This is a genomic window from Rhodovarius lipocyclicus, from assembly GCF_009900765.1.
Taxonomy (GTDB): domain Bacteria; phylum Pseudomonadota; class Alphaproteobacteria; order Acetobacterales; family Acetobacteraceae; genus Rhodovarius; species Rhodovarius lipocyclicus.
In genome coordinates, this window is the sequence record NZ_JAAABL010000036.1 from 22,523 (window position 1) to 35,285 (window position 12,763).

Annotated in this window: 13 protein-coding genes and 1 pseudogene; 6 read left to right on the forward strand and 8 right to left on the reverse strand. The window is 71.8% G+C overall.

Translation table 11 applies throughout. The features are described from left to right. Positions 1-8 precede the first annotated feature (8 nt). The 4 genes from GT007_RS17765 (at position 9) to GT007_RS17780 (ending at position 3,538) form a co-directional block, all read left to right on the forward strand. Positions 9-1,223, forward strand: a complete 1,215-nt coding sequence (locus GT007_RS17765) for a cupin domain-containing protein (RefSeq protein WP_160123003.1) — start codon at positions 9-11, stop codon at positions 1,221-1,223. Beyond that, positions 1,220-1,639 (forward strand): OmpA family protein, encoded by a 420-nt coding sequence (locus GT007_RS17770; protein ID WP_160123004.1) that lies wholly within the window; start codon positions 1,220-1,222, stop codon positions 1,637-1,639. Before GT007_RS17765 ends, GT007_RS17770 begins: the two co-directional genes overlap by 4 nt. Positions 1,640-1,757: 118 nt before the next feature. Further along, positions 1,758-2,930: a hypothetical protein gene (locus tag GT007_RS17775; protein WP_160123005.1), complete on the forward strand. Its 1,173-nt coding sequence runs from the start codon at positions 1,758-1,760 to the stop codon at positions 2,928-2,930. Then, the gene (locus GT007_RS17780; protein WP_160123006.1) at positions 2,927-3,538 is read left to right on the forward strand and encodes a TetR family transcriptional regulator; all 612 of its coding nucleotides are present in this window, start codon (positions 2,927-2,929) and stop codon (positions 3,536-3,538) included. The genes GT007_RS17775 and GT007_RS17780 overlap by 4 nt, the downstream gene beginning before the upstream one ends. A gap of 180 nt (positions 3,539-3,718) precedes the next feature. Here GT007_RS17780 and GT007_RS17785 read toward each other — a convergent pair whose 3' ends face one another. Next, a complete protein-coding gene (locus GT007_RS17785; RefSeq protein WP_160123007.1) occupies positions 3,719-4,684 on the reverse strand; it encodes an IS110 family RNA-guided transposase in 966 nt (321 codons plus the stop codon). A gap of 276 nt (positions 4,685-4,960) precedes the next feature. Beyond that, entirely contained in the window at positions 4,961-5,740 is a 780-nt protein-coding gene (locus GT007_RS17790) for a gamma-glutamyl-gamma-aminobutyrate hydrolase family protein (protein ID WP_160123008.1), read from the reverse strand. Positions 5,741-5,922: 182 nt separating this feature from the next. Between GT007_RS17790 and GT007_RS17795 the strand changes: the two genes are divergently transcribed. Beyond that, positions 5,923-6,390 carry a GlcG/HbpS family heme-binding protein gene (locus GT007_RS17795; protein WP_160123009.1) on the forward strand — a complete coding sequence of 156 codons (468 nt, stop codon included), beginning with the start codon at positions 5,923-5,925 and terminating at the stop codon, positions 6,388-6,390. Positions 6,391-6,626: 236 nt separating this feature from the next. On the opposite strand, the gene GT007_RS17800 is transcribed toward GT007_RS17795, so the two are convergent. Further along, entirely contained in the window at positions 6,627-7,979 is a 1,353-nt protein-coding gene (locus GT007_RS17800; RefSeq protein ID WP_160123010.1) for a CoA transferase, read from the reverse strand. A gap of 57 nt (positions 7,980-8,036) precedes the next feature. On the opposite strand from GT007_RS17800, the gene GT007_RS17805 reads away from it, so the two are divergent. Continuing rightward, positions 8,037-9,146, forward strand: a complete 1,110-nt coding sequence (locus tag GT007_RS17805; protein ID WP_201451969.1) for a citrate synthase — start codon at positions 8,037-8,039, stop codon at positions 9,144-9,146. Between the two features lie 9 nt (positions 9,147-9,155). Here GT007_RS17805 and GT007_RS17810 read toward each other — a convergent pair whose 3' ends face one another. The 5 genes and pseudogenes from GT007_RS17810 to GT007_RS22580 all read right to left on the reverse strand — a co-directional run. Then, positions 9,156-9,665: a hypothetical protein gene (locus tag GT007_RS17810; protein WP_160123011.1), complete on the reverse strand. Its 510-nt coding sequence runs from the start codon at positions 9,663-9,665 to the stop codon at positions 9,156-9,158. Between the two features lie 46 nt (positions 9,666-9,711). Continuing rightward, the gene (locus GT007_RS17815) at positions 9,712-10,209 is read right to left on the reverse strand and encodes a hypothetical protein (RefSeq protein ID WP_160123012.1); all 498 of its coding nucleotides are present in this window, start codon (positions 10,207-10,209) and stop codon (positions 9,712-9,714) included. Beyond that, on the reverse strand, positions 10,206-12,068 hold the full coding sequence (locus GT007_RS17820) for a transglycosylase domain-containing protein (protein WP_236571735.1): 1,863 nt from the start codon (positions 12,066-12,068) through the stop codon (positions 10,206-10,208). The genes GT007_RS17815 and GT007_RS17820 overlap by 4 nt, the downstream gene beginning before the upstream one ends. 42 nt (positions 12,069-12,110) lie before the next feature. Next, positions 12,111-12,545: a cupin domain-containing protein gene (locus GT007_RS17825; protein ID WP_160123013.1), complete on the reverse strand. Its 435-nt coding sequence runs from the start codon at positions 12,543-12,545 to the stop codon at positions 12,111-12,113. A 101-nt stretch (positions 12,546-12,646) separates the two neighbouring features. After that, positions 12,647-12,763 (reverse strand): annotated as a pseudogene (locus GT007_RS22580) (IS1595 family transposase); the annotation flags it as partial.

Below are 12,763 nucleotides of genomic sequence, written 5' to 3' on the forward strand. Positions count from 1 at the left end.
GGCGGGGCATGGACCTCGCCCAGCTTCTCGCCCCGGTCACGCCGGAGCAGTTCTTCGCCGAATACTACGACAAGCAGCCCCTGCACGTGAAAGGCGGGGCCGCGAAATTCGCCTCCGTCCTAGGCTGGCGGCAGATCAACCGGCTGCTGGACATGACCCATATGTGGTCGTCCCATTCGCTGAAGATGTATGAGGACGGGGTGGCCGTGCCGCCCGAGCAGTATTGCGTCTCAGCCCTGTCGCGCGACAACCAGCAGGTCATGCAGCCGGTCGCCGGCAAGGTGGCCGAATGGATGAGGAAGGGCGCGAGCCTCGTCCTCAATGACGTGGACAGCCTGACGCCGGGGCTCAACGCCGTCTCCCGCGCGCTGGAAGGCGCGCTGCTGGGGAAGGCGCAGGGCAACGTCTATATCTCCTGGCAGTCGCACAAGGCCTTCCCGGCCCATTACGACACCCATGATGTCTGGGCCGTGCAGGTGGAGGGCGAGAAGACCTGGAATGTGTGGGAAGGCCGCGCCGAATGGCCGATCAGCCACCCCATCTTCCGTGGCGAGGGCCAGGCGCACCACGAACAGGCCAAGGGCCGCCTGCGGGAGAAGGTGCTGCTGAAGGCGGGCGACCTGCTCTATCTGCCGCGCGGCTGGTATCACGATGCGCTGGCCGAGGCGCCTTCCTCCGTCCACATCGCCTATGGCGTGCATGCGGCGCTCGGCATGGACGTGATGAACATCCTGCTGGAGCGCGTGCTGTATGAGCCGCTGTTCCGCCAGCCCCTGCCGCGCCAGGACGGCACCGCCAGCGCCAAATTCGCCCTGACCCAGCGCGTGGGCCAGCTGGGCGCGCGCCTGGCGGAGCTGGTGAAGGACCCCGGCGTGATCAACGTGATCGAGGGCTACGTCCACAACCACCGCTTCAACCGGGGCGACAACGACCTGCTGGCCACGCGCGGCCTGGCGGCCCCGGCCGCCCCCGCTGGCGGTGAGGACGGCGCCAGCTTCCGCCCGGTGGCCGAAGGCGCCAAGCCCGTGCGGCGCGGCGCCGACTGGGTGCTGAAGGGCGCGGGTTCCCCCCTGCCGCTGACGCCGCCCGAGGCCGAGGCCGCCGCCTGGTTGCTCGCCCGCCCGGATGTGACGGAGGCCGAGTTGGGCCGCGCCCATCCCGGCGTGGATGCGGCGGGGTTGCTGCGGCGACTCGTGGGCGCTGGTATCCTGGTCACCATATGATCATCCTCCTCGCCCTGCCGCTGCTGCTGCTCGCCGCCACCCCCGCCTGGGCCCAACCCCGGGAATTCAACTGCGTCGGCGCGGAGCAGCTGGAGGACGACAATTTCGCCATCCCCTTCGCCGCCCGGGCCGCCACCCCCGGCGAGGAAGCGCGCAACGCCATCGCCGCCGCCGTGGAACTGGCCAAGCGCGAGGAACGCCGCAACATCTGCGTGCTGGGCCATGCCCTGGCGACGGAGGGCGGGGCGCAGACCGGATCGCGCCTGGCGGCGCGGCGGGCGCGGGCGGTGGCCGATGCGCTGTCGGCCGCGGGCATCGAGCGCGACCGGGTGCGGGCGGAGGCCCGGGTGGTGGGCTTCACCCGCAGCACCGCCGCCCGCCCGGCACGCGGGGCGACCATTATTATTTTGCCGTGACCACGGCGGGCATCATCCTGCCGTGACTTGGCGCGCATGATCCAAACGGGCGCTTGCGCGTCGCGGCACCCGTGCCCATCCTCCCCAAAGAGAACGCCACAAGGAAAGCCGAGCGCGGATGCTGAAATCCCTCTCCCTCTCCGCTCTGATCGTCGCGGGCCTGATGGCCGGCGCCGGGGCGCAGAACCTGAAGCCGCCGGCGGGCGGGGCGCCGCGCGGCACGCAGCAGCCCCAGCAGGAGCGCGTGCTGAACCTGGTGAACCGCAGCGACACCGTGCTGCGGCAGCTCTATGTCTTCCGACAGGGCGCACCCGAGGGGCCGGACCGGCTGGGCGCCGACATGGTGCCGGCCGGGGCCAGCTATCCCATCCGCCTGGGCCGGGTGGCCGATTGCCGCCTGCTGGTCCGCGCCATCTGGCAGGATGAGAGCGAGGAGACCCGCGCCATCGATGTCTGCGCCGAGCGGCAGCTGGTGCTGACCGACGAGGGCCGCCGCGACGTGCAGGTGGTGAACGACACCGACGCCACGCTGATGCAGGTGTTCCTGATGCCGCGCGGCGGCAACGACCCCGGCCCCGACCGGCTGGGGGCGGCCATGGTGCCGGCCGGCGAGAATTTCCGCATCCGCCTGCGCGGCTTCGCCGCCTGCGAGGTGACGGTGCGCGCCGCCTTCGCCGGCCTGCCCGCCGAAACCCGTGACGCGAACATCTGCGAGCAGCCGCGCCTGGCCTTCGGCGACCCGTCGATCCCGCTGCGGGAACTGCAGGTGGTCAACCGCAGCTCCGTCGTCTTGCAGCAGCTGTACGCCCTGCCGCTGGCCCAGGGTGCCACGCCGCCCGCCGCCCCGAATTGGGGGCCGGACCGTCTGGGGGCCTCTGTGATCGGGGCCGGGCGGGATTTTCCCATCCGCATCCGCAGCGGCGAATGCCGGGTGGTGCTGCGCGCCGTCTTCGCCAACCGGCGGGAGGAGATCCGCGACAACGTGAATATCTGCACCCCGCAGCCCGTGGTGTTCCAGGGCAGCCGGCGCCTGGCGATCGGCAATCTGTATGAGCGGCCGATCACCGGCATCTACCTGTCGCCCGTCGAGGAACGGGACTGGGGCAACAACCAGCTTTCGGCCCCCATCAGCCAGAACGGCACCGCCGAGCTGGGCATGGAAGGCGGCTGCCGCGCCGATCTGCGCATCGTGTTCGACAATGAAGCGGCCGAGGAGCTGCGCAACTTCGACATGTGCCGCAACCCCGCCATCACCCTGCGGCCCGGCTGGGTGACGGAGGCTCGGCAGTGAGCGAATCCCTGCCCCGCGCCCTGGATGGGCTTTGGTCCGCCGTGGCGGAGCATGGCTGGCACGGCGCCACCCTGGCCCGCATCGCACAGGCCGCGAACCTGTCCCTGGGGGACCTGCGCCGCCTGGCGCCGGGGCCGTTGGGGCTGCTGGCCCTGCACGGCGCCGCGACCGACCAGACCGTGCTGGACGGCACCGTGCCCACCGAGGGCGAAAGCACCCGCGACCGGCTGTTCGACGTGCTGATGCGCCGGCTGGACACGATGCAGCCGCACCGCGCGGGGCTGCTGCGCCTGCTGAAGGACCTGCCGCTGAACCCGCCCCTGGCCCTGTGGCTGGGCTGCGAGACCCAGCGCAGCATGGGCTGGATGCTGGAAGCGGCCGGGGTGGATTCGCGCGGCGCACTCGGCCGGCTGCGGGCCAAGGCCCTGGCGGGGGTGTGGCTCTATACCGTGCACGCCTGGGCCAAGGACGAGAGCCCGGACATGAGCGCCACCATGGCCGCGCTGGACAAGGCGCTGGACCGGCTGGAACAGGCGGCGAAAAGCCTGGACCCCTTCGCGCGCAAGGCCGCGAAGCCGGAAGAGGCGAAGGCGGAAGAGGCGGATTGAGGGGGCGCCGCCCCCTCAAACTCCCCCGGCAGGAGCCGAAAGGCCCCTGCACCCCAGGAGTTTGGTGCCCGTCCTGGGAAGGTGTTTCTTATTGAATTTTATCATGAAAATGGCGCCCCGCCTGCCAAGGTAAGGCGCCAAACTCATGGGTTCAAAGCAACCGTCTTTCCGCGCGCCTGCTCAGCTGGTCTGTCTCTCCTGCTTCCACGCGCATTTGTTTCTCAGCATGGCATTGAGAGCGACGAGCAGCTTGCGCATACACGCCCCTAGCGCGACCTTGTGCGGCTTGCCCCGGGCGCGCAACGCCTCATAGGCGGGCTTGATCACCGGGTTGCATCGGCTGGCCACCAGTGTGGCCATGTACAGGCAGCAGCGCACCGGGGCCCGCCCGCCCGACATCCGCCGGCTGCCCTGCCGCTTGCCGCTGTCGTCGGCGAAGGGGGCCACCCCCACCAGGGCTGCGATCTCCTGCCGCGAGGCCCGCCCCAGCTCCGGCAATTCCGCCAGCAGGGTCGCAGCCGTCGCGGGGCCCACGCCCGGCACCGAGCGCATCAGCGCCGCGGGCCTCGACAACGCCTCATGGGCTGCGACATGCGCCTCGATGGCAGCCTCCACCTCGCGCAGGCAGTCCTTGAGATGGGCGATGCGCCGCGCCGCCAAGGCGATCAGGGTGGGCAGGCGCAGCGGGCGGGCCTGCTGGCGGGCGGCCACCAGCTCGGCCGAGAGCTGGCGGCGCAGCAGCACCATCTCGGCCAGCGCCTCGCGCAGCGGGTCGGGCTGCACGGCCGGGCTGTCGAAGGTGGCGGCGCAGCGGGCGATGACCAAGGCGTCGATGCGATCGGTCTTGGCGCGCTGGCCGGCGGTGCGGGCGAATTGCCGGACCCTGCCGGCATCCAGCAGGCGGGCCTGCAGGCCTGCGGTGCTCAGGGTTCGCAGCACCTCGCGCTCGTATCCGCCCGAGGCCTCGCAGGCGGCCTCTGTCACGCCATGGCGGGCCATCCAGGCCAGCAGGGCCGCGTGGCCTGGCGGGTCCTGGGCGAAGCGGGCCGCCTGGCCCTCTGGCCAGAGGGCCGCATCGAGCCAGTCCTTGGCCACATCGATGCCCACGACGCGCCGAACAGGCGGCGCAATGACAGTATCAGACATCAGCCTCTCCCTCCCTTGCACGTGCGGGGTCCCGGCAAGAGCTGGGCCCCGGCCAACCGTTCGGGCTACAAAGAGGACGGATCCGGGCCTTGCTTTGAAACGGTGTCATGCACCGGGGGTCGAACGGCCTCGAGATCGCGTCACCCGGGCGGGCAGGCCCGCCCGGGTGACCCATTCTTGCACCTTTCGTAAGACACAAGGGTTGCTACAACCCTTTGCGGGGATGCAAGGGGCAGCGCCCTTTGCCGGGGGTCCAGGGGGCGGAGCCCCTTGGCCTTACTCCGCCGCCTGTAATTTCCGCCCTTCGCGTTCTTCCATCCGGGCCTGGCAGGCTTCGGCGAAGACCTGGAAGATCGACAGGCTCAGTTCGTCGCGTTCCCAGTCGTATTCCGGGTGCCATTGCACGCCCATGGCGAAGGCGCGCGCCCCTTCCACCCGCACGGCTTCCACCGTGCCGTCGGGGGCCCAGGCTTCCGCCACCAGCCCTGGCGCCAGGCGCTGGACGCCCTGGTTGTGCAGGGAGTTCACGGCGATGCTCTCGCGGCCTGACAGGCGGGCCAGCAGGGTGTTGGGCTTCAGGCGCACATTGTGGGCCTTGCCGGTGCGCACCAGCGGGATGTGCTGGTCGGACGGCGTGGAGTGGTCCATGCGGCCGTCCAGATCCTGGATACGCTGGTCCAGGCTGCCGCCGAGCGCCACATTCAGTTCCTGCATGCCGCGGCAGATGGCCAGCAGCGGGATGCCGTTGTCGATGGCGGCGCGGATCAGCGGCAGGGTGGTGGCGTCGCGCTGATGGTCCTCGGGCGTGCCTTCCAGATGCGGCGGGCCGCCATAGTATTCGGGCCAGACGTTGGATCGGCTGCCGGTCATGATGATGCCGTCCATGCGCGCCACGATCTCGTTCACGCATTCCGGGCCCGCGCAGGGGACCAGGGCCGGGATGCCGCCCACCGGGCCCATCACGACCTTCACATAGGAATCCGAAGCTGCGTGGTTTGGCGTGTTGAAGATGCCAAAGGGCTTTACGCAGCAGGAAATGCCGATCAACGGCCGCATGATGCCTGTCCAGTCAGCGACATGTCAGATGTGTGAAGTGTCGCCTCGGGCCGTGGCACAATCAAGGCATGGATTCGCGGGCACCGCCCCGCGCGCGGTGCATCGCTTGCACGGCGGCCCACACACTGGACAGTTTGGCCACGCCCCGCCACAGAACAAGGCAGCAAACCCGGAGAAACCCCATGCCCCAGCCCGCCCACCCCGCCGCCATCAACGGCCTGACCCTGGCCCAGGCCGAGACCATCGCCGCCGCGGCCCTCGCCAAGGGGCATGAGGCGGGCTTCCTGCCGCTGACCGTGGTGGTGCTGGACGCCGGCGGGCAGATCAAGGTGGTGAAGCGTGAGGATGGCTGCTCCATCCTTCGCCCCGAAGTGGCGCTGGGCAAGGCGTTCGGCGCCATGGCCATGGGTTTCGGCACGCGGGAACTGGCGCGCCGCGCCCAGGCGGTGCCGGGCTTCACCAACGCGCTGTCCGACCTGACGGGCGGCCGCGCCGTGCCGGTGCCGGGCGGCGTGCTGATCCGCGACGCGAACAATGTGCTGCTGGGCGCGGTGGGCATCTCGGGCGACACCTCGCCGAACGATGAGATCTGCTGCATCGCGGGCATCGAGGCGGCAGGGTTGCAGGCGGATAACGGCGACCCGGCCTGAGGGGGACCAGGCCAGGGGGCGCTGCCCCCTGGACCCCCCGCCAGGACCGTGCTCGGTCCTGGACCTAGATCAGTTTGGCGCTGATCCGGGAAACGTTTTTCCCATTGAATTTCATCATGAAAATGGCGCCCGCTTACCAGGAAGAAGCGCCAATTCCTGGGTTCCAAGGGCCTTTCGGCCTTTGGCGGGTTCCAAGGGCAGAGCCCTTGGTGGGGGTTCGGCGGCGAAGCCCCTGATCACGCCTCCACCGCCCCCAGCTCCCCAGCCGCCAGCGCCCAGCCCATGGGCGCGCCCGCGATCGCGGCGGGCGGGGCGGCGCGGCGTGCCGGCCCCCAGGCGGTGTGTTCGATCCCGGGCGCCAGGTCGGCCTCGGCCAGCCCCGGCAGCGGCGCGGTGCTGGCCTCGCCCCTGTGGTCCATCAGCCAGAACGCGGTCCGCGCCAGCGACAGGCGCGTGACGCTGCCCAGCCCATCCCGCCGCCTGGCGATCAGCGCGCGCAGCACCGCCGCCGCCATCAGGTAACCCGTGGCGTGGTCCAGCGCCTGCACCGGCAGGGGCGTGGGGCGGTCCGCCTGTTTCCAGCGCATCCCGGCCTCGGCGATGCCCGTGCTCATCTGCACCAGGCTGTCGAAGCCGCGCCGCTGCCGCCATGGCCCGCTGTGGCCATAGGCGTTCAGCGACACGTCGATCAGGCCGGGGCGCAGCGCCTGGCGCTCGGCGGGGCCATAGCCCAGCCCCTCCAGCGCGCCGGCGCGATAGCCATGCACCAGCACATCGGCGCGGGACAGCAGGGCCTCGAAGCGCGCGCGGCCGGCGGGGTCGCGCAGGTCCAGCCGGGCGCAGCGCTTGCCCAGCGTGACCTCGGGCACCACGCCCGGCTCGCCCCAGCCGGGCGGGTCGATGCGCAGCACATCGGCGCCATAGCCCGCGAGGAACCGGGTGGCGACCGGGCCCGCCAGCACGCGCGTCAGGTCCAGCACGCGCAGGCCCGTGAGGGGGCGGCCAGGGGTTGGCTCCCAGCCGGGCGCGGCATCGGCCGTGCCGGGGCGGATGTCGAAGATCGGCTCCGCGCGCACCGCCTGGCCCTGCGGGTGGGCGCGCCAGGCCTCGGGCGTGTGCATGGCGGCGGCGCAGCCCTTGGCCTCCACCACCGCCTGTTCCAGGGCCTGGGCGGGCCAGCGGGCGACGGCCTGGGCCACGGCCTCCCGCGTGTCGGCGCAGCCCAGCACGGCCAGCGCAGCCGCGTGGTGGTGCGGGGCGTTGGTGTGCAGCCTGATCCAACCATCGGCGGCGGCGTAGTCGCCCGCGATGGGGTCCCAGGCGGCCGGCAGGGTCCAGCCCTGGGGCACCAGCGTCCAGTTGAACCACAATGAGGCCAGGCGCGTATCCACCACCACGCGCGGCGCCCCGCCGGTCAGCTCCGACACCGCCAGGCAGGCCGCGCCGATCGAGGCCACCGCCAGCGGGGTGACCGGAAAGTAGGAGGGCAGCCGGGCATCGCCGCTGATCTCCAGCCGGCCGGGCGCGCTGTCGGGCAGGCCCAGCGCCTGCCAGGCCTCCGTGAGGATCGGGAGGATTTCCGGGGTCATGGGCGTTCTCCTTGACGGGGCGCCCAGGAAACGACCAGAACCGCGATGCCATCAATCTTGATCAAGACGATCAATATGCCCGAATGGATCGACCGGGAAACCGTGCTGACCCGCCTCGGCGTGAAGCCGCAGACGCTGTATGCCTATGTCAGCCGCGGGCGGATCGACATGCGGCCCGACCCCGCCGACCCGCGCCGCAGCCTCTACCGCGCCGAGGATGTGGCCGCCCTGGCCACCCGCCGCGCGCGCGGGCGCCGGCCCGCCGCCATCGCCGAAAGCCTGATGGCCTGGGGCGAGCCCAGCGTGCCCACCGCCATTTCCACCGTGCATCACGGCACGCTGTACTACCGGGGCCGGAACCTGGCCGCGCTGGACAGCACGGCGGAGGCGGTGGCCGCCCTGCTGTGGCAGGCGCCCCGTCCCGTGACCTTCGCGCCCGGCACGCCCGGCGACCCGTTCCAGACCCTGGCCGGGATGATCCCGCTCAGCCAGCCCATGCTGGGCCGCAGCCCGGACCGCCTGCGTGAGGACGCGGCCCAGGTGGTGGGCCGGCTGGCGCCGGGTGACGGGCCGTTGCACCAGCGGCTGGCGCGGGGCTGGGGCGCCGAGGACGCCGCCGACCGGATACGCCAGGCGCTGGTCGCCATGGCGGACCATGACCTGAATGCCTCCACCTTCGCCACGCGGGTGGCGGCCTCCACCGGGGCCAGCCTGGCCGCGAGCCTGCTGGCGGGGCTGTGCACGCTGTCGGGGCCGCGCCATGGCGGGGCCTGCCCGGCGCTGGTAGCGCTGCTGGGCGATGCGGCACGCGACGGCGCGGGGGCGGCCGTGCGCGCCTGGCTCAATCGTGACGCGCTGCTGCCGGGCTTCGGCCACCCGCTGTATCCGCATGGCGACCAGCGCGCCGCCATCATGCTGCAAGGGCTGGTGCCGGACCCGGCGATGGCCGCGCTGCGCGACCAGGTGGCCGCCGATACTGGCCTGCTGCCCAATTGCGACTTCGCGCTGGTGGCGGTCGCACGGGCCTTCGGCCTGCCGCCCGAGGCACCCTTCACCCTGTTCATGCTGGGGCGCACCATGGGCTGGTGCGCCCATGCCATGGAGCAGGTGCTGAAGGGTGGGCTGATCCGTCCGCGCGGGCGCTATGTGGGGCCGGCGCTGGATTGATCGGGCGGGTCAGCGCCGGGCACGGCGGCCCGGCTTGCGCTTGGCCAAGGGCTTGGCCGTGATTGGCTTGGCCGTGATTGGCTTGGCACGGGCGGGTTTTGCCCTGACGGGTTTCGCCCTGCCGGGCTTCACCCTGGCGGGTTTTGCCTTCGCGGCGCCGGACTGCTTCCTGGGCGCGGCGGGCATCGGCTCCGGGGCGGGGATGCCCTCGGTCCCGACATAGCGCTGGATCGTGGCACCGGCCGCGACATGCGGATAGGCGTCGGCGCCCTTGGCCCAGGTGCGGGCGAAGGCCGCGACCTCCGCATGGTCCTGCTTGCGGATGGTCTGGACCAGGACATGCGCCGCCTGCGCCGGGCGCAGCCGCAATTCGTTTAGCAGGTACAGGTGCCATTCCCGCGCCCGCATCGGGCACCAGTCCACCAGGGATTCCTGCAACGCCAGGCGCACCTCGGCCGGCAGTGCCTCATAGGCGCGATAGGCATCGCCCTTCAGCGTGCTGCGGGGCCGGGTTGCCATGCTGTTGTCCATGGCCGGGCTTCTAGCGAAGGAAGGCGCGTGGGGACTAGGCGCCGTTTATGCGCAACACCATCCCGTCCGCGGTCTGGCTGACCGGCCAGCCCTCGGCCTCGGCCAGGGCCGCCAATGCCGGGTGCCCGGGCCTGCATTCCAGCTCGGGCCCGGCGCGCAGGGTCAGGCTCTGCCCGCCCTTGGCCCATTCCAGCAGCGCCAGCTCCAGCCCCGGGCGCGGCAGAGGGACATGCGGCAGCTTCTCCAGCTCCATCGGGATGGCACGGCCGGCCATCACCTCCAGCAGGGGCGCGAGATCCGCGAGCAGCCTGTCGGGGCGGGCTTCCTCGCGGCTGGGCAGGGCCGCAAGCCGGGTGAAGGGCAGGATGGAGGTTTCCAGCCGGCGCGCTGCCTCGACGGCACGGGACAGCTGGCGCGCTTCGGGCGAGCCCTCCGGCAGGCGCCGGGCCAGCATGTCCAGGTTCGCGCCCAGCACCATCAGCCAGTTGTTCACCGCGTGGCGCAGGGCGGCCGCGACATCCGGCAGGCTCATCGGGTCGCCTCCACGATTTCCCGGAACAGCCGCGCCGGCAGGGTGCCGCCGCTGACCTCCTCCATCGGCTCGCCATGGTCATTGCCCAGCCAGATGCCGATGAGAAGCGCGTTCTCACCCTGGCCGATGAAGCCGATGAACCAGGCGTCCTTATAATCCTGCGTGGTGCCGGTCTTGCCGCCGATGAGCAGGCCGGGGAAGCCCGCCGCGCGCCCGGTGCCGCGCGCCACCACGGCCTGCAGCATGCGGCGCATGCCGGCGGCGCTGGCCTCGCTGACCACCTGCTCCGGCGCGGGGGGGCTGTGCGGCTGCACGCGGCCATCGGACAGCACCTGGCGGATGCCGTGCGGCACCACCCGCCGCCCGCCATTGACCATGGCGGCATAGGCGCCGGTCAGTTCCAGCAAGGTCAGCTCCCCGGTGCCCAGCGCCAGGGAGCCATTGGCGGGCCAGCGCGCGCCGATGCCCAGCCGGATCGCCATGGCCCGCGCGCCCTGCGGCCCGCCCGCCAGGTCCATCACCCGCACGGCGGCGGTGTTGACGGAGCCAGCCAGCGCGTCCTCCAGCGTGATCTCGCCCCGGCTGCGATAGCGGCCATTGCCCGGCGACCAGTTGCCGCGCCTGAGCGGCGCGTCCGAGACCATGTCCCCCGGCGAGGCCCCGCGTTCCAGCGCCGCCAGGTAATAGACCGGCTTGAAGGAGGAACCGGGCTGCCGCCGCGCATCCGTCACCCGGTTGAAGGGGGAACCGCGATAGTCCCGCCCGCTCACCATGGCGCGCACGGCGCCCGTCGCCGCATCCATCACCACCACCGCCCCCTGGGAGAGGTTGGCCCGCGTGCCCTCGCGCTCGATCAGCCCGCGCAGGCGCGCTTCGGCGGCGGATTGCCAACGCGGGTCCAGCGTGGCGCGCACCGTCACGTCGGTCAGTTCCGGCATGCGGGCGGAGACGGTTTCCATCACCCAATCCGCGAACCAGCCGCCGCCATTGCCCGGGCGGGCCGGCAGGCGCATCTCGGCCACCGCCTGTTCGCGCTGGGTGTCGGTGATGGCGCCGGTGTCCACCATGGCGCGCAGCACCTCCGCCGCGCGCTGCATGGCGCCGTCGGGGTTGGTGCGGGGGTTGGTGCGGCTGGGCGCCTGCGGCAGCCCGGCCAGCATCGCCGCCTGCCACAGCGTGACGCGGCGGGCGGAAACCCCGAAGAACAGCCGCGCCGCCGCATCCACGCCATAGGCGCCGCCGCCCAGATAGACGCGGTTCAGATAGATCTCCAGCAGCTGGTCCTTGCTGAAGCGGCGTTCCAGCCACAGGGCCAGGATCGCCTCCTGCACCTTGCGGCGGGTGCTGCGCTCGGCGTTCAGGAACAGGTTCTTGGCCAGCTGCTGCGTCAGGGTGCTGCCGCCCTGCACCACGTCGCCGGCCGTCAGGTTGGCATACAGCGCGCGGGCCACGCCGATCGGGTCCAGGCCGAAATGCTCGCGGAAACGCCGGTCCTCGATGGCCAGCAGGGCGGCGGGCAGATGGGCCGGCATGTCGCGCAGGCGCAGCACCTCCCCGAACATGTCGCCCTGGGTGGCGAGCAGGGAGCCATCGGCGGCGAGGATCGCGGCGGCGGGGCGGCGGGTGTGGTTCAGCGCCTGGTCGGGGCGCGGCATGTCGTGGGTGAACCACAGCAGCACGGCCGTGCAGGCAGCCGTGCCCCAGATGGCCAGCATGACGAGCATGCGCAGCCACCACAGCCCGGTGAAGGGCTTGTGCGAAGGGCGCGCGGTCCGCGCGGGGGGAACTTCGGCGGCCCGGGGGGCGGGTGCCGCCGATGCGGCCACTCGCCCGGCGGTGCGGGCCGGTGCGCGAGGCATGCACGCTGCGTAGCATGCCGCCCCGGCGCCGGGCGAGGGGGGTCAGTCGAGCAGGAAGGTGATCCCGAACTGCTGGGCGATCTCCATCACCCGGGCCTCGCCGGCGGCGCCCACCGCGCCGAAGAAGCCCTCGAACCCGCCGGGGGTGACGAAGCACAGCAGCGTGCCGTCCGTGGCGCCGACATTCTGGAAGCGGTGGGGAATGCCGCGCGGCAGGGCGATGCAGCCGCCGGCGTCCATCTCGACATAATCCTCGCCGCACCAGAAGCCGAACCGGCCGGAGACGACCTGCAACAGCTCGTCCTCGCGCTCATGGATATGCAGGGGCGGGCCGCCGCCGGGGGGCACGCTGGCCTCGAACAGGCCCATGGTGCCGCCGGTCTGCGCGGCGGTCAGGCGGATCAGGTGCGGGCCGAAGCCCAGGGCGATGGTGCCCTGCCCGGCGGGGGCGGCGGCGGCGCGGGTGAAGGGGCTCATAGCGGGTATCCTTCCGTCGGGCGGCGCCGTAGCGCGGCGTGGCCGGCAACGGCATCGTCAATTTCCAGCAAGCCCGCTCGGTATTCCGCAAAGGGTCTCGACTAGGAGAGCGGGTTATCCCGGCAGAGTTTGAGCAGGAGGCGAGTAAGGTTCCTGGCTCTGTTGTTGTACCTGAACTCGCACTCCTTGAGGTGCAAGTGGAAGGTGGCGCGGCTGAG